Annotated in this window: 21 protein-coding genes and 1 pseudogene; 13 read left to right on the top strand and 9 right to left on the bottom strand. The window is 41.6% G+C overall.

Going from position 1 to position 16,344, the window contains the following annotated elements; translation table 11 throughout:
• Positions 1–86: 86 nt before the first annotated feature.
• Both V7L12_RS10525 and V7L12_RS10520 read left to right on the top strand, forming a co-directional pair.
• A complete protein-coding gene (locus V7L12_RS10525; RefSeq protein WP_335084265.1) occupies positions 87–302 on the top strand; it encodes a hypothetical protein in 216 nt (71 codons plus the stop codon).
• Positions 303–307: 5 nt separating this feature from the next.
• Positions 308–928 carry a HAMP domain-containing protein gene (locus V7L12_RS10520; RefSeq protein ID WP_335084264.1) on the top strand — a complete coding sequence of 207 codons (621 nt, stop codon included), beginning with the start codon at positions 308–310 and terminating at the stop codon, positions 926–928.
• Between the two features lie 65 nt (positions 929–993).
• Here V7L12_RS10520 and glsA read toward each other — a convergent pair whose 3' ends face one another.
• A complete protein-coding gene (glsA, locus tag V7L12_RS10515; RefSeq protein ID WP_335084263.1) occupies positions 994–1,908 on the bottom strand; it encodes a glutaminase A in 915 nt (304 codons plus the stop codon).
• 109 nt (positions 1,909–2,017) lie between these two features.
• Here glsA and V7L12_RS10510 point away from each other — a divergent pair, with 109 nt between their 5' ends.
• Entirely contained in the window at positions 2,018–2,605 is a 588-nt protein-coding gene (locus tag V7L12_RS10510) for an RICIN domain-containing protein (protein ID WP_335084262.1), read from the top strand.
• 273 nt (positions 2,606–2,878) lie between these two features.
• On the opposite strand, the gene V7L12_RS10505 is transcribed toward V7L12_RS10510, so the two are convergent.
• Positions 2,879–3,067, bottom strand: a complete 189-nt coding sequence (locus V7L12_RS10505; protein ID WP_335084261.1) for a hypothetical protein — start codon at positions 3,065–3,067, stop codon at positions 2,879–2,881.
• Positions 3,064–3,234 (bottom strand): hypothetical protein, encoded by a 171-nt coding sequence (locus V7L12_RS10500; protein ID WP_335084260.1) that lies wholly within the window; start codon positions 3,232–3,234, stop codon positions 3,064–3,066. Before V7L12_RS10500 ends, V7L12_RS10505 begins: the two co-directional genes overlap by 4 nt.
• A 182-nt stretch (positions 3,235–3,416) precedes the next feature.
• Here V7L12_RS10500 and V7L12_RS10495 point away from each other — a divergent pair, with 182 nt between their 5' ends.
• The 4 genes and pseudogenes from V7L12_RS10495 (at position 3,417) to V7L12_RS10480 (ending at position 7,347) form a co-directional block, all read left to right on the top strand.
• The gene (locus V7L12_RS10495) at positions 3,417–4,931 is read left to right on the top strand and encodes a thioredoxin-like domain-containing protein (RefSeq protein ID WP_335084259.1); all 1,515 of its coding nucleotides are present in this window, start codon (positions 3,417–3,419) and stop codon (positions 4,929–4,931) included.
• Positions 4,932–5,025: 94 nt separating this feature from the next.
• Positions 5,026–5,595 (top strand): annotated as a pseudogene (locus V7L12_RS10490) (HAD family hydrolase); the annotation flags it as partial.
• A 120-nt stretch (positions 5,596–5,715) separates the two neighbouring features.
• Positions 5,716–6,066 (top strand): DUF952 domain-containing protein, encoded by a 351-nt coding sequence (locus tag V7L12_RS10485; protein ID WP_335084429.1) that lies wholly within the window; start codon positions 5,716–5,718, stop codon positions 6,064–6,066.
• Positions 6,067–6,408: 342 nt separating this feature from the next.
• Positions 6,409–7,347: an RluA family pseudouridine synthase gene (locus tag V7L12_RS10480; protein WP_442947883.1), complete on the top strand. Its 939-nt coding sequence runs from the start codon at positions 6,409–6,411 to the stop codon at positions 7,345–7,347.
• Positions 7,348–7,574: 227 nt separating this feature from the next.
• Here V7L12_RS10480 and V7L12_RS10475 read toward each other — a convergent pair whose 3' ends face one another.
• From V7L12_RS10475 to V7L12_RS10465, 3 genes are all read right to left on the bottom strand, one after another.
• Positions 7,575–8,342 (bottom strand): phycobilisome rod-core linker polypeptide, encoded by a 768-nt coding sequence (locus tag V7L12_RS10475; protein ID WP_335084258.1) that lies wholly within the window; start codon positions 8,340–8,342, stop codon positions 7,575–7,577.
• 416 nt (positions 8,343–8,758) lie between these two features.
• Positions 8,759–9,304 carry a hypothetical protein gene (locus V7L12_RS10470; RefSeq protein ID WP_335084257.1) on the bottom strand — a complete coding sequence of 182 codons (546 nt, stop codon included), beginning with the start codon at positions 9,302–9,304 and terminating at the stop codon, positions 8,759–8,761.
• The gene (locus V7L12_RS10465; RefSeq protein ID WP_375472206.1) at positions 9,301–9,909 is read right to left on the bottom strand and encodes a phycobiliprotein lyase; all 609 of its coding nucleotides are present in this window, start codon (positions 9,907–9,909) and stop codon (positions 9,301–9,303) included. Before V7L12_RS10465 ends, V7L12_RS10470 begins: the two co-directional genes overlap by 4 nt.
• A gap of 303 nt (positions 9,910–10,212) precedes the next feature.
• Between V7L12_RS10465 and V7L12_RS10460 the strand changes: the two genes are divergently transcribed.
• From V7L12_RS10460 to V7L12_RS10445, 4 genes are all read left to right on the top strand, one after another.
• Positions 10,213–10,383 (top strand): NblA/ycf18 family protein, encoded by a 171-nt coding sequence (locus V7L12_RS10460; protein ID WP_012410163.1) that lies wholly within the window; start codon positions 10,213–10,215, stop codon positions 10,381–10,383.
• 278 nt (positions 10,384–10,661) lie between these two features.
• Entirely contained in the window at positions 10,662–11,219 is a 558-nt protein-coding gene (locus tag V7L12_RS10455; RefSeq protein WP_335084256.1) for a bleomycin hydrolase, read from the top strand.
• 78 nt (positions 11,220–11,297) lie between these two features.
• Positions 11,298–11,792 carry a bleomycin hydrolase gene (locus V7L12_RS10450; RefSeq protein WP_334822599.1) on the top strand — a complete coding sequence of 165 codons (495 nt, stop codon included), beginning with the start codon at positions 11,298–11,300 and terminating at the stop codon, positions 11,790–11,792.
• 225 nt (positions 11,793–12,017) lie between these two features.
• A complete protein-coding gene (locus tag V7L12_RS10445; RefSeq protein ID WP_335084255.1) occupies positions 12,018–12,623 on the top strand; it encodes a HEAT repeat domain-containing protein in 606 nt (201 codons plus the stop codon).
• Between the two features lie 44 nt (positions 12,624–12,667).
• On the opposite strand, the gene V7L12_RS10440 is transcribed toward V7L12_RS10445, so the two are convergent.
• Positions 12,668–13,576 (bottom strand): HEAT repeat domain-containing protein, encoded by a 909-nt coding sequence (locus tag V7L12_RS10440; RefSeq protein WP_335084254.1) that lies wholly within the window; start codon positions 13,574–13,576, stop codon positions 12,668–12,670.
• Between the two features lie 33 nt (positions 13,577–13,609).
• A complete protein-coding gene (locus V7L12_RS10435; RefSeq protein WP_335084253.1) occupies positions 13,610–13,849 on the bottom strand; it encodes a hypothetical protein in 240 nt (79 codons plus the stop codon).
• Positions 13,850–14,460: 611 nt separating this feature from the next.
• Here V7L12_RS10435 and V7L12_RS10430 point away from each other — a divergent pair.
• Both V7L12_RS10430 and V7L12_RS10425 read left to right on the top strand, forming a co-directional pair.
• Entirely contained in the window at positions 14,461–14,643 is a 183-nt protein-coding gene (locus V7L12_RS10430; protein ID WP_335084252.1) for a hypothetical protein, read from the top strand.
• Positions 14,644–14,837: 194 nt separating this feature from the next.
• Complete coding sequence (locus V7L12_RS10425; RefSeq protein WP_335084251.1) at positions 14,838–16,109, top strand: HEAT repeat domain-containing protein; 1,272 nt, start codon at positions 14,838–14,840, stop codon at positions 16,107–16,109.
• A gap of 21 nt (positions 16,110–16,130) precedes the next feature.
• Here V7L12_RS10425 and V7L12_RS10420 read toward each other — a convergent pair whose 3' ends face one another.
• Positions 16,131–16,292 carry a hypothetical protein gene (locus V7L12_RS10420; RefSeq protein WP_335084250.1) on the bottom strand — a complete coding sequence of 54 codons (162 nt, stop codon included), beginning with the start codon at positions 16,290–16,292 and terminating at the stop codon, positions 16,131–16,133.
• Positions 16,293–16,344 lie beyond the last annotated feature (52 nt).

Here is a 16,344-nt window from a genome sequence, read left to right as displayed (position 1 = left end):
GTAAAAAGTTTCAAAATTTTTGCTTTTGCTGAATAACTAGGGAATTCTAAGTAAGGATTGACTCTTATTGCTTACTTAGGATTAATATGGCTTTCCAGACTCCAGATTCAGATTTTCCATCAGTTTCCGGTGATATCGCCGTCGTCCAATCGAGCCAAAAAGGGTGGTTCTCAAAATATTACCAACGGTCTGACGGTCTGAGTATTGGCAACAAAATTAAATTTGGCTATAGTCTTGCCCTTGGTGTGGGAATTGTCGGAACCACAATTGGATTGGTCTTAGGAGACCACTATCAGCTTTAGCTTTTTTGACAAGTCGAACCATTACCCATCCCGTCGAAGTGCTGACGAATGTAGCGCAGCGAATCACCAAAGAATCTAACTTTGACCTGCAAGCACCCGTCATAACTACAGATGAAATTGGCATACTTGCTACTGCATTTAACCAAGTTTTGCACAGGGTTAAATGCTTACTGGAAGAACAGCAAGCATCTGCCTTTCGTCAGCAGCAAATGCAAGAAGCGCCATTGCTTCAAAGTGAGAAAATGTCTAGTTTAGGACGAATGGTAGCTGGCATTGCCCACGAAATTAATAATCCGGTAAATTTTATCTACGGCAATTTAGATCCTGCTATTCAGCATGTAGATGATTTATTAGCATTATTACAAACCTATCGCCAAAAAATACCTAATCCACCTCTAACGGTACAAGACCACGCCACCGAAATTGATGCAGAATTTGTGGAAGAAGATTTACCTAAAGTTTTGCAGTCAATGAAGCTCGGCACCGATCGCGTGCGCCAAATTGTCTTGAGTTTGAAAAACTTCTCTCGTCTAGATGAAGCAGAAACCCATGCAGTCGATTTGCACGAATGTATTGAGAGTACGCTACTCATTAGATTGTCGTCGAAAAACATGGAGGACGACTAATTTGTAAATCTGAGGTGGGTAGTGGTACAGAATTTATCATTTCTCTCCCCATCCAAAAGCAGTATTTACCCAAAGATACTCAACTGTAACTCTTGTGCTAAAGCCTCAACAAAAACAAGTCCCGCTACCGGATTTCCTATTTTATCTAAAGCTGGACTATAACAAGCGATCGCTCCCTCACCTGGTACTATTGCTACAAGCCCACCACCAATCCCTGATTTCATCGGTAGACCAATCCTGACTGCAAACTCCGCAGAAGCTTCGTACAGTCCACAAGTTGACATTACAGCATTGACAATCCGGCGGTTTTGTGGGGATAAACAGCTATTTTCACAAGCTAGCAGTTTTCCCAACAAAGCTAAATCTTCAACTCGCCCAGAAATACAGCATATTTGCTCATAAGTGTCAAGTGCTGTTTCAATATTTTCGAGATGACCGGCTTGGGCGAGATAATTAGCGATCGCTTCATTGGCTTTTGAGCGGGTTAATCGCACTGAAGCCAGCATCACCTCATCTAAGCTTAGTTGACAACCTGCTAATTGGTTGAGCCATTGACAAAATAAAAGAGTGCGTTGATTAGCGTCCTTTCCTGGTAACTTATCAGACAGGGTAATTGCCCCACTATTAATCATCGGGTTGCGGGGATGGCCGCGATCGCTAATTAATTGTTCTAAGGAATTGAAGGGTGTATCTGATGGTTCCACCCCAACCCAGCCGAAAACCGTTTCTGCTCCTAGATGTTCTAGCAGATAAAGTAGAGAAAATGTCTTAATAACGCTCATTAGCGGAAAGACACAAGCGGTATCTCCAAAGCTGATAATTTTCCCCGATTTACAGCAGATATAAACTGCAAACCAACCTAGATCGGCTAAAGCCAATTGCGGAATGCGATCAGCAACTCTTCCCTGTTTAGCCTGAATTTTAGCTAGTTGCACCCAGGCTGACAAGTCCGTAGTAGTTAGTTTGTCAAGTCTTTTCAAAGTGTAAATTTTCTAAAAGTTCATTTATTTAGATAGTAACTAACAGTATATTCTGAAGCTTACCAAGGTTTTTTAATACCGTAGAAACACGAAATTAAGGGAAAAAGTTGTGAAACCTAATTTAAAAAAGCATACAGCGATCGCAGTTGGCTTCGTCAGTTCGCTGTTATGGGGAGCAACTTGCGTTCTAGAAAATCAAAATGCTATTGCACAAGTAGGGGGAATCTTTATAATAAACGAACTATCAAACAAGTGCATTGATGTAGCTGGAGATCCTGGCACAGCTAATGGTACGCCATTGGCACTTTTTGATTGCGAACTATCTGGATTTAACGATTCCGGTAGTACCACAGATCAGAAATGGGAATTTATTCGTGGGGGATTTATCAGAAATAAATTATCAAACAAGTGCATTGATGTAGCTGGAGATCCTGGTACAGCGAATGGTGCGCCATTGCAACTTTTTGATTGCGAACTATCTGGATTTAACGCTTCTGGTAAAACCACAGATCAGAGGTGGGAATACATTGGTGCAGGATTTATTAGAAATGGATTATCCAATAAATGCATCGATGTATCTGGAGATCCTGGCACAGCTAATGGTACGCCATTGGTACTTTCTGATTGTGAAATATCTGGATTTAGCAGTTCTGGTAAAAGCTCAGATCAAAGGTGGCGGTGGCAACCAAGTTTTTAGGAATACTGCTTGAATGAAATCGGATCAATAGTCCACAGCTAAAGTACAGGATTTCGTAAATGCGTAGCGAAAAAGTTACTACTTATCAAATCTCTGCATACTTACCGTTTCCGTAGCCGCGGCCATAGGAAAAGTTTCTCTCTAAGAAGGTGTTTTAAAAGTATTTTTGGTAACATAAAAGTATAGGTAAAATCAACAATACCCCAACTAGCGAGAACATTTTATATGTAAAATTAAAAACTGGCTAGCTTTGAGAAGTGCCAGTTTTTAACTTTAAACTTGTTGGCGTTTTACTTCTTGTATCAATACTTGGCAGCGCTTGCTAGCTTCTCTTGCCTGTTGCCTAAACTGTTTGGCTTGCTCTTGGTTAGTTAAATACACTTCAGATGCTTTTTGTCTGAGTTCAACAGCTTGTTTACTGAGTTCCTTAATACGAGTCTTTAATTCTTCAATTGTTTTCATCTTTGCTCCTGTTCTGAAATCACAATTTCCAAATTTTCTGCTTCTTCATAAAGTCTATCTGCTCTACTAGCCAGCAAGCTAGCATCATCAAAATCATTGTTTGCTATTGCTCTGTCATCAGCTTCGTATAACTTATCAATAAATTTTTGTAATTGTACGAAGCTCATAATAATACATTTCGTGTTTCTGACTTCATATTTACTGTTTAAATATCTAATTCTCCTGGAATTAAACTTCGGTTTAGTTTTGTCTAAGTCTCTAGTAGCAACACATGGTAATATATCATTATTTTTCATCAGTCTATTTTAGAAAATTGGTATAAACATCCTTTAAGAGCAAAGTATACTTTATGATTCCCCGTGTCAGAGCGCCAGAATTACCACAAAATTACTGCTGGCTTAATACCGATAAACCTTTGTCTCTTAAACAGTTCAAAGCTAGAGTCGTAATTTTGGATTTTTGGACATACTGCTGTATTAATTGTCTGCATATTTTGCCAAACCTGAAATATTTAGAACAAAAATATAAAGATAGTCTTATCGTTATCGGCGTGCATTCTGCCAAATTTGACAACGAAAAAGAAACAGAAAACATCCGCCAAGCTATCCTGCGCTATGACATTGAACATCCTGTTGTAGTTGACAGCGGTTTTCGGATTTGGGAAGAGTATGCTGTGCGTGCTTGGCCTACGTTAATAATTATCGATCCAGAAGGTTATGTGATTGGCCAGATTTCTGGTGAAGGAAATCGTGACACTTTAGACGAGTTGATTCAAAAATTAATTCAGCAACACCAAAACAAAGGCACAATTAATTTCCAAGAAATCAGCTTAACTTTAGAAAAACAGCGCCAACCAGTAATCACACCTTTAGCTTTTCCTGGTAAAGTTCTAGCTACTCTAATGGGTTTATTCATTGCTGATTCTGGACATCATCGCCTAGTTATGAGTAGTTTCGACGGAGAAATTTTGCAGTTGATTGGGACTGGAAAATCTGGCTTAACCGATGGTGCTTTTAACGAAGCGCAATTTTTTGCACCGCAAGGAATAGCATTTGATGCCGAAAATCAGGTTCTTTACGTTGCTGATACAGAAAATCATCTGCTGCGGCGAGTTGATTTAAAGCGCCAAGTAGTCAAAACTATTGCGGGAACTGGTGAACAAAGCCGTAATATCCATCCTCATGGCGGTGCTGGGTTAGAAACCGCACTGAATTCCCCTTGGGATTTAGTGAAAGTAGGAAATACTCTATTTATTGCAATGGCTGGGCCGCATCAAATTTGGCAAATGGATTTAGAAACTGGCATCATCAAAACTTATGCTGGTACTGGTGCAGAAGCGTGTATTGATGGTTCACTTACTGAATCTGCCTTTGCCCAACCTAGCGGTATTACTAACAATGGGCAGGAATTATATATTGCTGACAGTGAAGTTAGTTCAATTCGTGGTGTTGGAATTGTCGAACCGTACCAAGTACAAACTGTTTGTGGTAGTGGCGGTTTATTTGGTTTTGGCGATGTAGATGGACAAGGTGAAGATGTTCGTTTACAACACTGTTTAGGAGTTGAATTTGCTCAGAATTTTTTGTGGGTGGCAGATACCTATAATCATAAAATTAAATTAGTAAGTCCCAGTGGCAATTGTCAAACAGTTTTGGGAGATGGTTCTGCTGGTTTACAAGATGGTCAGGGTAAGAACACTCGTTTTTTTGAACCTTCAGGATTAAGTGCTATAAATTCATATCTATATATTGCTGATACCAATAATCATGCCATCCGCCGCGCAGATTTGAATAATTTTAAAGTAATAACGCTTCAATTTCCTGATTTATGTGCGCCAGATGTTTGTGTTCCGCCGAATTTATAGAATAATAATCTTACGCAAAGGCACAAAACAATTCTGAATCTGGAGCGTCTGTACGTGAACTTTTAAATAATAATGTTGTAGAGCGATCGCTTGTATGAAATTAGTCGTTTTTGATATTGATGGTACACTAACAAATACTAACCAAATTGATGAAAATTGTTTTGTACGTGCTTTTGCATTGGAATTTGGTATTTTTGGTATAAATACAAATTGGTCTGAATACGCATACACCACAGATTCTGGAATTACCCAGCAAATTTTCAAGGAAAAATTAGAACGTCTTCCTTCAGATGAAGAGTTAGTCAGACTTAAAGCACGTTTTATTGGTCTACTCCAGGAAGCGTTTATTAATAACCAAGATTTATTCAGCGAAATTCCTGGTTCTACAAATGTGTTAGCTAAATTACAGCTAGACCCTGATTGGTGTGTTGCGATCGCAACTGGTGGTTGGCGTGAATCTGCTAAATTAAAACTTCAAAAAGCTAATTTACAAATAGAAGGCATTCCGTTGGCTTCAGCGAATGATGCACTTTCGCGAGAAGATATTATTAAGACAGCTATTATCAAAGCGGAGAATGTTTATCAAGTTGAAAAATTCCAGAAAGTTATTTTTGTAGGTGATGGTGTTTGGGATGTAAAAGCAGCCTATCGTTTGAATATTGCTTTTATTGGAATAGGTGATAATAAATTAACAAATTTAGGCGCTACCAAAGTAATTAGAGACTTTACACATTTAGAAGATTTCCTAAAAATATTACAATCCGCAGTAATTCCAAAATTTTCTATGAACACCATTCTCCACATTACCAAACGCCAACAATGGGAACAAGCAAAAAATATTGGTAGATATCGCGCTGATTCGTTAGACAGTCAAGGTTTTATACATTGTTCAAAATCAACGCAAATACTCAAAGTTGCAAATAGATTTTTTGATAATCAAAAAGAATTGGTACTACTTTTTATTGATTCTGAAAAAGTCCAAGCTGAAATTCGCTATCAACCTGCTGAAATAGGGGAATTATTTCCTCATGTTTATGGTGAATTAAATATTGATGCTGTGTATCAGGTGATTGATTTTGAAGCTGGGGAAGATGGTTTATTTGAGTTGCCGCAAGAAGTTATAAATTTAGAATAACGTAGACGCTTCGGCTTGCCGCAGGCTACCACAGAAGCACAGAGAACACGAAGGAAGAGGATGAGAAGTCAAGGATTTGCAGCTAAGAGATGAGTATCGTAATGTTGTAATGGCAAATTTTGAGAGAATTTAAGCGATCGCATCCCCAGGATAGCCAATTTTGAAGCCAACTAAAAGGATTCCGCGCTTTACTTAAAGAACGGGAATTAATCTAGAGCAATTGTGACCGAATTTAATTTACAAATCCAAGAAAATAGTGATGGCTTGTCTGCGACACGCTACGCGAACGCCAACGCCAAGGGCGAACGCTTGTCTTCTCATCTAGAGGATGCTACACCTAGCTTGCTTCCCCTTAAGAGTACGATACACTGCGTCAACACCAAAGGCGATCGCCTCGACCGTTACCTTTCCCAAGAATTACCAGACTTATCTCGTTCCCGCATCCAACAGTTAATCGAACAGGGTAATGTCCAACTTAACGATCAAGTTTGCACATCTAAGAAGATCAATGTCAAGGTAGGCGATCGCATCATTCTCGAAATACCAGAAGTTCAACCTTTAGAACTGCAAGCAGAAGATATCCCCTTAGATATCCTTTATGAAGATAACCAGTTACTTATTCTCAACAAACCCGCAGGCTTAGTTGTCCATCCTGCGCCCGGTCATCCAGATGGTACTTTAGTAAATGCCCTGCTGGCTCACTGTCCCAATTTACCAGGAATTGGCGGAGTCCAACGTCCAGGAATCGTCCATCGATTGGATAAGGATACTACGGGCGCGATCGCGATCGCTAAAACAGATATTGCTCATCATCATCTACAAGCACAACTCAAAGCAAAAACTGCACGACGAGAATACTTGGGCATAATTTACGGTGCGCCAAAAACTGAAAGTGGCACCATAGACTTGCCCATTGGTCGCCATCCCCAAGACCGCAAAAAAATGGCTGTTATGCCTGTTGAACAAGGCGGACGAGTCGCCGTCACTCACTGGAAAGTATTAGAACGCCTTGGTAACTTCACCTTAATTCACTTTCAATTAGAAACTGGACGCACTCATCAAATTCGTGTCCACAGCAGCAAAATAGGTCATCCCATTGTCGGCGACCCAGTTTATAGTTCTGGCCATTCAGTGGGAGTAAATTTGCCTGGTCAAGCACTACATGCTTGGCGACTCAAATTGCAGCATCCCCTATCTGAGGAGTTGATTGAGGTGACAGCTACTCCTCCCGCCCACTTTACGAAACTTTTAGAGATGCTAAAAAGACGAACTACACTTTAAGTTCATCCACGCCTGAAACTATCCCCGTTTTAAACACATCGAGCATTGAAAAAAACCATACCTAATGCACAATGCCCAATTACCAATTAACAACTAGCGTGCATTAGACATGGGATAGAGTCTGTTTCACTTAGTTATATCTAAATAAAACTCCTACATAACCCAAGACTTATGCACGCTATAAAATTATCAAATGGATGTACTAGCCAGCCACCGACCAAAAATCGTTATTTAATTCCCGACAGTTGCCGATAAGGTACAGACTTTTCGATATCGATGTTGTATGGCGAGATCCGTTGTGGAGCATTGCCAGTTGCATTGATATTTTGTGCCATACTCAGGAATAGAGATGGATCTCCAGCCTTTACTTTTTGCTCTTGTGGGAGGAATCTGCGTACTTCGACCTGCCAAATGATTTGGGGGAAACCCAGTTTGGCACGGTGGTAATCTTCGTATCGCGGAGATTTGATGTTGAATGGTAACTCACCCTGAGATTGGGATGGCAGTATCCGACGGCGTTGATAAGGCACTGTGGAGTATCCAAAATTGCTCAGGTACTCTTCGGTGTTGAGCACTTCATCAATAAAGCCTACAATACCCTTGGTAGCGACTACAATTGACCAGGCGATTTTTTCCCGCTCATTGTAGGGATCGCGTCCTAGAACCCGCTGAATTACTTGCTCAACAAAGCGATAATTATTGTTGAGGTCGTAGAAGCTTTTCTTAAAGGTATTAGAAAGCACCAAACCCCGAATAAAGTCCCGTACTGTAATTTGTCCATTACGGAGTTGAGACTCTAAATATGTTTCGCGATCGGCAGCAAAAGCATAAAAGAAAATTTGACGATATGCTGCTTCGATCAAATCACCTAAATCTGACGGAGAAAGTATATTGTCGGTATTAAAAATCCTGGGCTGTTCATCACCCGGTACTTCGTATGCAGCTACACGCTGATTTTGACTTGAAGGGTCATATTCTAACAGAGGAATTGCCACTCTAAAGCCTCCATGTTCTTAATTAAAGTTAACAACTTTTAATCACATATTAAGGGAGTAGTTGTATCATAACTTCAGATTCTGATAAAATTTCACGAAACTTAACTAAGGGAATTTAAGTATTCATAGGATAAATGATTAGCCTGCTGGATTCAACCCATAGCTAATCAATAAATAGGGAGTTGGGCTTTCAGCTTAATAACTACGTAAATGACTAAAATGACTAAAAAAACTTTATTCACATATTTTAGATTAGGAGATTCAGTTTCACCTTTTTGAACTGAAGCAATAATTTTTAACATTTAGCAAAACAAATTAATGGGGCATTGGGCATTGGGCATTGCATTAGTTATTCTCCCTCATCTATACCCTCTGCCTCCTGCCTCCTGCCTCCTGCCTCCTGCCTCCTCGGCGACTCAGCGACCTATCCAAAATTCCAGGGGATCTATAGTTGATTTACAGTGAGGCCAGCTACGCAAAGTTGCTTCCATTCCTGCCTGCCAGTAGGGTGGTTCCAATCCCAGTCCTAAGCATAGATGAGATAGGATGCTAGCAAACTGCTCATTGTGACCAAACTCTCCTAGATGGGCATGAGCGTATTCATGGACAACTACACCAAACCAATCTCTAGGTGCAACTCGACCAACATCTACCAGAATAGTGATTGGGTTTGTGAGAATATTGCACAGCCCATCTATCCCGAAGGATTGAGCTATGGGAACTGCAAAAATTTGGATTTGGCGACGCTCTTGGGGATGAAAGCACTCATGACAAACTTCTAGATAGGCGTTGATCTGAGCGTTTACAGTGTTAATATTCTCGCCGATCCAAGTGCAAATGGGGATGCGATCGCGCAGGTTATCAAACATATCCACCATACCCGGTTCTAGGGCAAGTCCCTGTACCAGACGCAGATAATCTTGCCCACGAGTCAAAGCATCGCTCTGCTTGAGATAATTCACCAGCCCAAAACTGAATAAAACTGTCTCTTTTCCAAAACATCCGCTCCTTGTCTTTCTGTTACTTCTTCTGTGCTGGAAGCCTCACCAGAAGTTTCAATGCGGCTTTCGGTACAAAACGATGCGGTGCTAAAGCCGCCAAACCGTTTGACTGTACTGGTTCGCATTCGCATATTTGGGCTAGCGAACCAGAATCGCTCAATGGAACTCATTGTTTCATATTCGGTTGTCAACACCAGTCCATCTTCATCATCCATGTGAAAAAGACCGACTACAGGCACTATTTCGGCGTAACCTCTTTCACGGAGTAATTTGCCTTGCCTTGGGTTATCCCCATCAGGCACGATCGCAAATATGGTTTTCCCCTGATGATTCTCCTCATCCTCTCGATCCCAAGCCATTGTCCCTAGCCAACGCACACGCGAGCCACCGACTGAAAGGCTGGGGTCAATCTCATGATATCGGCACAGTTCAATGATTTCTGGATGATCAGCATCTAGAGTTTCTACCTGTATATCCGATTCTCCCGTCTCTGAGCGCTTAAACGCCAGATGATGAGTTGCACGTTGCGATCGCCATTTACCAGCACTTAGCTGAAAAAATTCCATTGCGTCTATCAATCTTCTGACTCCTACTTATTGCTCCTGCGGATGATGTTTACCTTGTTCTTTGTTTTTAGAGTAGTTGGTATATAAACATTCTAAACATTACAGCGATTAGTGGTCAGCTTTAACAAACACCCTAGAAAGGGAGAGACGGAGGTGATTGTTATGTAATTGTAAACTTTTATGAGCTTGATTCTTTATGGCTTGACAATATAGACATTTTACTACTCAAGTGCTAACCTAGTAAAAAACGATTGTCTTCCATTAACAACAAATACCCTTCAAATCAGTCAATCACAGGAGTGAATGATGGACTTTCCAGTCGAATTAACTTTAGAACAACAATTTCGCTTACAAAATTTGAAAGACCAGGTAAAAAGTTTGAGTCAACAAGAGGCTCAAGAATTTTTACTAGAAGTTTTACGGCAGATGATGGTGAAAGATAATTTGGTCAAACATCTACTGAAACAAGCTTGATCCAGCAAAAAATAAGATTTTTTCCTTAAGACTTACGCAATGGCAGAGTTCCATCAAAATGCGTAAGTCTTAATTTTTTTGCCCAATTTCTGCTAAATTTTGATTTTTTGATCGGGAAAGCCAAATATAAGTAAATATTACAGATTATTACTTTGTCTCTCATAGTAAAGACTAGGGTACTGTTGATCACCTATGTTTTTGTTTGGCTACTCACAGTTAACCTGATCGAGAACACGCCAAAAATAATATCCGCCATTTGTGAATATTAAGGAGAACTCATGGTTCTTGATGCTTTTTCCAGAGCTGTAATTGCGGCTGATGCCAAAACCGCTCCTATCGGTGGTGCTGACTTGGCAGCCCTGAAGTCTTTCATCGCTGAAGGCAACAAGCGCCTTGATGCAGTGAATGCGATCGCCAGCAACGCTAGCTGTGCGGTTTCTGATGCCATTGCTGGGATTGCTTGTGAAAACACAGGTTTGATTCAAGCTGGTGGTAACTTGTATCCGACTCGTCGGATGGCTGCTTGCTTGCGTGATGCTGAAATCGTTCTGCGCTATGTAACTTATGCGCTGTTGGCTGGTGATTCTTCCGTATTGGACGATCGTGCTTTGAACGGTTTGAAAGAAACCTACACAGCTTTGGGCGTACCCACTGGCTCTTCTGTACGGGCTTTCCAAATCCTGAAGGCTATCAGTGTCGCTCACATCACCAACACCAATACTGAAGCTAACGCTGGTAAAAAATTTCGTAAACAAGAAGTTGTTCAAGGCGACTGCTCTGCTCTAGCTGCTGAAGCTGCTAGCTACTTCGATCGCGTTATTTCTGCTTTGAGCTAATCGCTCATGGCTAAAGGCTGTTAGCCAAGCAAACTGAAATTAAAACTCGATCAAATCTAATCTGGAGTATAAAAAGCAATGAAATCAGTTATCACTACAGTTATTGGATCTGCTGATGCAGCAGGTCGTTTTCCAACCACCTCCGATCTAGAATCCGTTCAAGGTAGCATTCAGCGTGCTAATGCTCGTCTAGAAGCTGCTGAAAAGCTAGCTTCTGGTATCGATAACGTAGCTAAAGAAGGTTATGATGCTGCGTTCAAGAAATATCCTTTCCTGAGCCAAGAAGGTGAAGCTGGCGACACTCAAGTTAAGAAAGACAAGTGCCTGCGCGACATCAAGCACTACCTACGCTTGATCAACTACAGCTTAGTTGTGGGCGGTACTGGGCCTCTAGATGAGTGGGGTATTGCAGGTGCTCGCGAAGTTTATCGCTCTTTGAATCTGCCCACTGCTCCTTACGTTACCGCGTTGACTTATACTCGCGATCGCGCTTGCGCTCCTCGCGACTTCTCTCCTCAAGCGTTGGTTGAGTTCCGCAATCTCCTCGACTACGTAATCAACTCCCTTTCATAGTCATAGGGATTGACTAGACGTAGACGAGCGATCGTCATACTCTAAAACTCAGGGACTCTCAGTCCGTTGCTTTGCCTGTATCAGGTTGAGTGATTGACCAAGAGTCCCTCTGTTATTACTAATTCGTAATTCGTAATTCGTAATACTTCGACTTGGCTCAGTATAAATTCGTAATTCGTAATTAATGATTGAACTTGGGGGATTTAAACAGGGAAATTTTCTTTTATGACAATAGATACTCTATTTGCACAGTTAAAACACCCCAACCCCAATTTGCGGGAACGAGCCATGTGGGAACTGGCTGATGTCCGTGATGAAAATACGATTCCTCGGCTGATGGGTATTTTAGATGAAGAAGATGTCACCTATCGTCGAGCTGCGGTAAAAGCACTGGGTGCTATTGGTACAGATGCTGTACCGCTACTGGTAGAGTCATTAGTAAATAGTGATAATGCGACCATTCGGGGTAGTTGTGCTAAGGCTTTAGCACAGGTTGCTGCTAATCATCCCGATGTTCCCTTCCCATCTGAGGGCTTACAGGGATTGCAAACAGCGCTCAATGACCCAAATCCAGTTGTTTATATTGCATCAGTAATGGCACTGGGTGAGATTGGTTCTCCTGCCTTTGAGATTTTGACTGAAGCTCTGAAAAAAATAGATAATGTTGCGGTGGCTGTGGCGATCGTCAATGCACTCGGTTCGATGGGCGATATCCGAGGGGTGGAAGTACTGACAGAATTGACAAATAATGAATCTGTCGATCCGTATGTTCGAGAGTCAGCGGTGAGTGCTTTGCCGCGATTAGATCAAGTGATTAAATATAACAGATAGTAGCGATCGCTAATTATTCGCTCAAGTCAGAAATGTCCATAGCCTTATTCCCAAGCTTCTTCCTCTAACTGCCTCTCTATTTGAGAAATCGCCAACTTAAAGACTGCCTGAACCCCTGCTTCTTCTTCCTGAGTTAATGCGGCTTGCAGGGGTTCTAAAGCAGCACCGTCGCCAATCTTCATCAATGCCAAAGCTGCTGCTTTTCGAGTTTCCCAATCGGGATGATGCAGTAATTCAACAAGGCTAGGAATTGCCGATCTATAGGTCAGGCTACCCAAAGCTGCTGCTGCTTCACACCGGACAATTTCAGATGGATCGTTGAGGGCGTTAATTAAAATATTAAATGCTCCTTCTTCAGTGCCTTCTTGAGCAATTTTAGCGATCGCACCCACCACCGCAGCCCGAACTTCAGCCGAGTCGGAATTAATCTCGCGATATAAATGCTCCTTCGCTTCTGCCCCAATAAATCCCAACGCCCATACCGCATGACCTTTGGCACTTTCTGGATACTCAGTTGACGCTAAGATTTTCAGCAATGCTGGTACAGCTGCCTCACCTATTTTGGCAAGCCCCCCCACCGACGAGGTTTTGACCACCATATCTTCATCATTTAAGAGGGCATTGACCAAAGTGGGAACTGTGATCGGGTCAGCAATAAGTGTCAAGGTTTTAGCGCTAGCTCTCCGCACAACTGGGTTTGGATGACTTGCCACAGCTTCCATCAATAAAGGGGTCGCTGGTTTGCCGATTTTACCCAAAGCCTCTGCAAAACTCAACCTAACCATGCCCCGTGAGTCTCCCATACTCTCAACCATCCGCTTTAGTAGCTCTTGGTCATCCGAGTTGAAGGTATTTAAGCTTAATTGCTCGCTCACTACTGCAAATAAAGCATCAGTTTCTGCATGGAACAGGTTTAACGAATCTGCCCCGGATTGAGTTTCGGAGTTGAGCATATTAACTTCTAGCTAAATTATCAAGACAAATGACTAGTTGCTGCCACTCAGGGCAGCCTGTTGATTACGGAGTTCCTGGAGGGCAGAATCAATCTTGGCAAGCTCAGGCTCCAGTTTTGCCACAACGCTTACTCTCATCAACTTAGCCCGTTTTGCCGTTTCCGTAGTTTCTTGAACTAGACGTTCCCGATATTGCTCAAGTTCTGCAATCACTTCTGCTACATCTTGAGCGGTTACGTTATTGGTTGTTGTGAGTTCTGAGGTTTCATCCATAAGTTTTGTTTCCTAAATGCGTGTTTATATGAATGATATGTAGTCAGTGTTCCCAAAAATGTTTGTATTTGGTTACTCGCTAAAGACTAACACTTAGCTGTTACATAAAACTGAACAATTAGCAAGAGGCAACTGAACTAATAGTTGACAAATGCATATATTACGATCTTCTCAGATCGCGTTACCACTGGTAAAGCTTTTTGACGTAAATCTTCAAAAGTTGAACCCAATTACATTTCTGATAAGTCTTTTAAGATTTTTAGATTGCAAGTGTGTAGGCGTAGCATAGTTTAGCACTTTGCAAAAACTGCTCAAGATGTTTCCTCCAGTGGGAAAATGTCTCCCACAAGTATAAGCAGTCGCTATCTTAGTTAGGATTTAGAATATAAGGAAGTGATTGATTTGGGCATTCCTATAGCAAACCCTTACAGTTACAGCAGATGTCAAGTTAATGAAGTACACAAAGATTCGTCTCAAAGCCAGATATAAAGCCTGTTTTACTTCTGACTCCTGAATTGTGAATTCTGAATTTTGCTGTATGTCCTAACCAACGTAGCGGCTGCAATGGGAATAAAAACAGCAAAACTGCCTAAATATTCTGGAAAAAGATCGTGGAAACGACAAGAAACAACGCACTAGATATACGCCACATTAGTCCTAAAGTAACAAAGCTAATTAAGCAATACGCTGCTGTAAATCACTGTACACAGGCTGAAATGCTAGAGCGTATTGTTTTAGAGTGGAACATCCAACAAAGCGACAGCGAACGACCATCAGGAGATGAAGATGAATAGCTTTTTTGTACAGCTTTTTTGAGGGCAATGATGCGCTCTTTTGGTTTGTTTGGCTCTACCTCAGCCAAACATTTGTATTTTGTACTCGCCCCGTCAAGGCTTTATCTTCCCAGTCCCCAATCACTAGTAGCCAGTCCCTAGTACGATAGTAAAAGTAATCTCTAAGCAATTATCCAAGAGCAATTTATAGATTAATGGATAAACGTTTTTTTAAAATGTTTGGGCTAACAGAAGAAGAAGCGATCGCAATTATTGATACACCATTAGAACAACTCGAAGACGCTTCTGATAAGTATATTGCTGTTTCCCATTTAATTAACTTCTCGACTGAGCAATCGATCGCGGCTTTGGTGCGGGCGATTGAAACCAGTAACCCTGATGAGTTAGACCACCGCATTGTCCGACGCAAAGCTGTGGAAAGTCTGGGGCGATTGCAGGTCCAATCAGCTTTACCTGTAATTCGGCAGTGCCTTAAAGATGATGATATTTATACTGTTGAAAATACTGTGTGGGCAATTGGAGAAATTGGGACTAAAGATCCAGAAATTCTCGAAGAGGTAGCGCAACTGCTGGATAAACCAGGTCAAATCTATCGAGTCATTATTCACACTTTAGCTAACGCTGACTATCAGCCGTCCCTAGAACGTGTACGGAAGTTTACCCAAGTTGAGGATGAACCTACCCGTAGTGCAGCGATCGCTACAGTTTGTCGGTTCACGGGTGACTATTCCCAAATTACTGAGGTGATAGCGCTACTACAAAGTTCCAGTGTCAATGCACGACGTGGTTGTATTCAAGACCTGATTGATTCCCGCTACTACAAAGCCATCCCAGAAATTGCCCGTTGTCCTGTATCTCTGGTGTTTCGGTTGCGAGGATTGCGGATGCTATTGGATGCAGGCGTTCCCAGTGGTGAAATTACCTTTACAGAAATTCAACCTTACTTAGAGCAAGTACTCTACGATCATCCCAACGACCTCGATCTAGTACATGAGTATGATGCTACCCCTGTTCTAGATTTTGTGATTAACGAACTCTACGAAACCGATTTTGGACGTTGCTATTTAGCGACAAAAACTTTATTGGATATCTATGCACAAGAAGCACCAGCAGCGCTTTTAGCAACTTATTCGGACAAGGCATATAACGATTATGGTGCCCATTATCATGTGATGAAACTTTTCGGCTGGCTCAAATATGCTCCCGCCTACAATTTGTTAGTAGAAAACCTGCACAACCGCGAACCCCAGTTTCAGAAATCTCGTGCGGCGTGTGCAATCGCTCTTGGTGAATTGGGTGATTCACGAGCAATTCCTGAAATTAAAATTTGCCTCAATACGCCAATTTGGGATTTAAAATACGCTTGTTTATTAGCACTAGAACGCTTAGGAGACTCATCCGGTCGGGAAATTTGCGATCGCGATCGTGATTGGTTAATTAGGGCGAAAGCAACAAGTACTCAATAGTTAGGAGTTAGAAGTTAGGAGTTATATTAAGTCTAGATAATTATGCAATGGCATTGTTAGCCGATGCAATGGCATTGTCAGTCGATGCAATGGATTGTCAGCCGATGCATTGGCATTGTCAGTCGATGCAATGGCATTGTCAGTCGATGCATTGGCATTGCAGGTCAAGAGACTTGTGGACACCACCGTAGCTCCGCAAGCTTTTAGGGGATTAAGGGGTGGGGTTCTTCGGATT

It is taken from the genome of Nostoc sp., assembly GCF_036918245.1.
GTDB lineage: Bacteria > Cyanobacteriota > Cyanobacteriia > Cyanobacteriales > Nostocaceae > Nostoc.
The sequence above is the reverse complement of the archived record's forward strand: the minus strand, read 5'-3'. Positions and strand labels throughout refer to the sequence as shown.

Coding starts and splice junctions, on each gene's coding strand:
- V7L12_RS10525 (WP_335084265.1), top strand. CDS start 87: ATGGCTTTCCAGACTCCAGATTCAGATTTTCCATCAGTTTCCGGTGAT.
- V7L12_RS10505 (WP_335084261.1), bottom strand. CDS start 3,067: ATGAAAACAATTGAAGAATTAAAGACTCGTATTAAGGAACTCAGTAAA.
- V7L12_RS10500 (WP_335084260.1), bottom strand. CDS start 3,234: ATGAGCTTCGTACAATTACAAAAATTTATTGATAAGTTATACGAAGCT.
- V7L12_RS10495 (WP_335084259.1), top strand. CDS start 3,417: ATGATTCCCCGTGTCAGAGCGCCAGAATTACCACAAAATTACTGCTGG.
- V7L12_RS10485 (WP_335084429.1), top strand. CDS start 5,716: ATGAACACCATTCTCCACATTACCAAACGCCAACAATGGGAACAAGCA.
- V7L12_RS10465 (WP_375472206.1), bottom strand. CDS start 9,909: ATGGAATTTTTTCAGCTAAGTGCTGGTAAATGGCGATCGCAACGTGCA.
- V7L12_RS10460 (WP_012410163.1), top strand. CDS start 10,213: ATGATGGACTTTCCAGTCGAATTAACTTTAGAACAACAATTTCGCTTA.
- V7L12_RS10455 (WP_335084256.1), top strand. CDS start 10,662: ATGGTTCTTGATGCTTTTTCCAGAGCTGTAATTGCGGCTGATGCCAAA.
- V7L12_RS10450 (WP_334822599.1), top strand. CDS start 11,298: ATGAAATCAGTTATCACTACAGTTATTGGATCTGCTGATGCAGCAGGT.
- V7L12_RS10445 (WP_335084255.1), top strand. CDS start 12,018: ATGACAATAGATACTCTATTTGCACAGTTAAAACACCCCAACCCCAAT.
- V7L12_RS10440 (WP_335084254.1), bottom strand. CDS start 13,576: ATGCTCAACTCCGAAACTCAATCCGGGGCAGATTCGTTAAACCTGTTC.
- V7L12_RS10435 (WP_335084253.1), bottom strand. CDS start 13,849: ATGGATGAAACCTCAGAACTCACAACAACCAATAACGTAACCGCTCAA.
- V7L12_RS10425 (WP_335084251.1), top strand. CDS start 14,838: ATGGATAAACGTTTTTTTAAAATGTTTGGGCTAACAGAAGAAGAAGCG.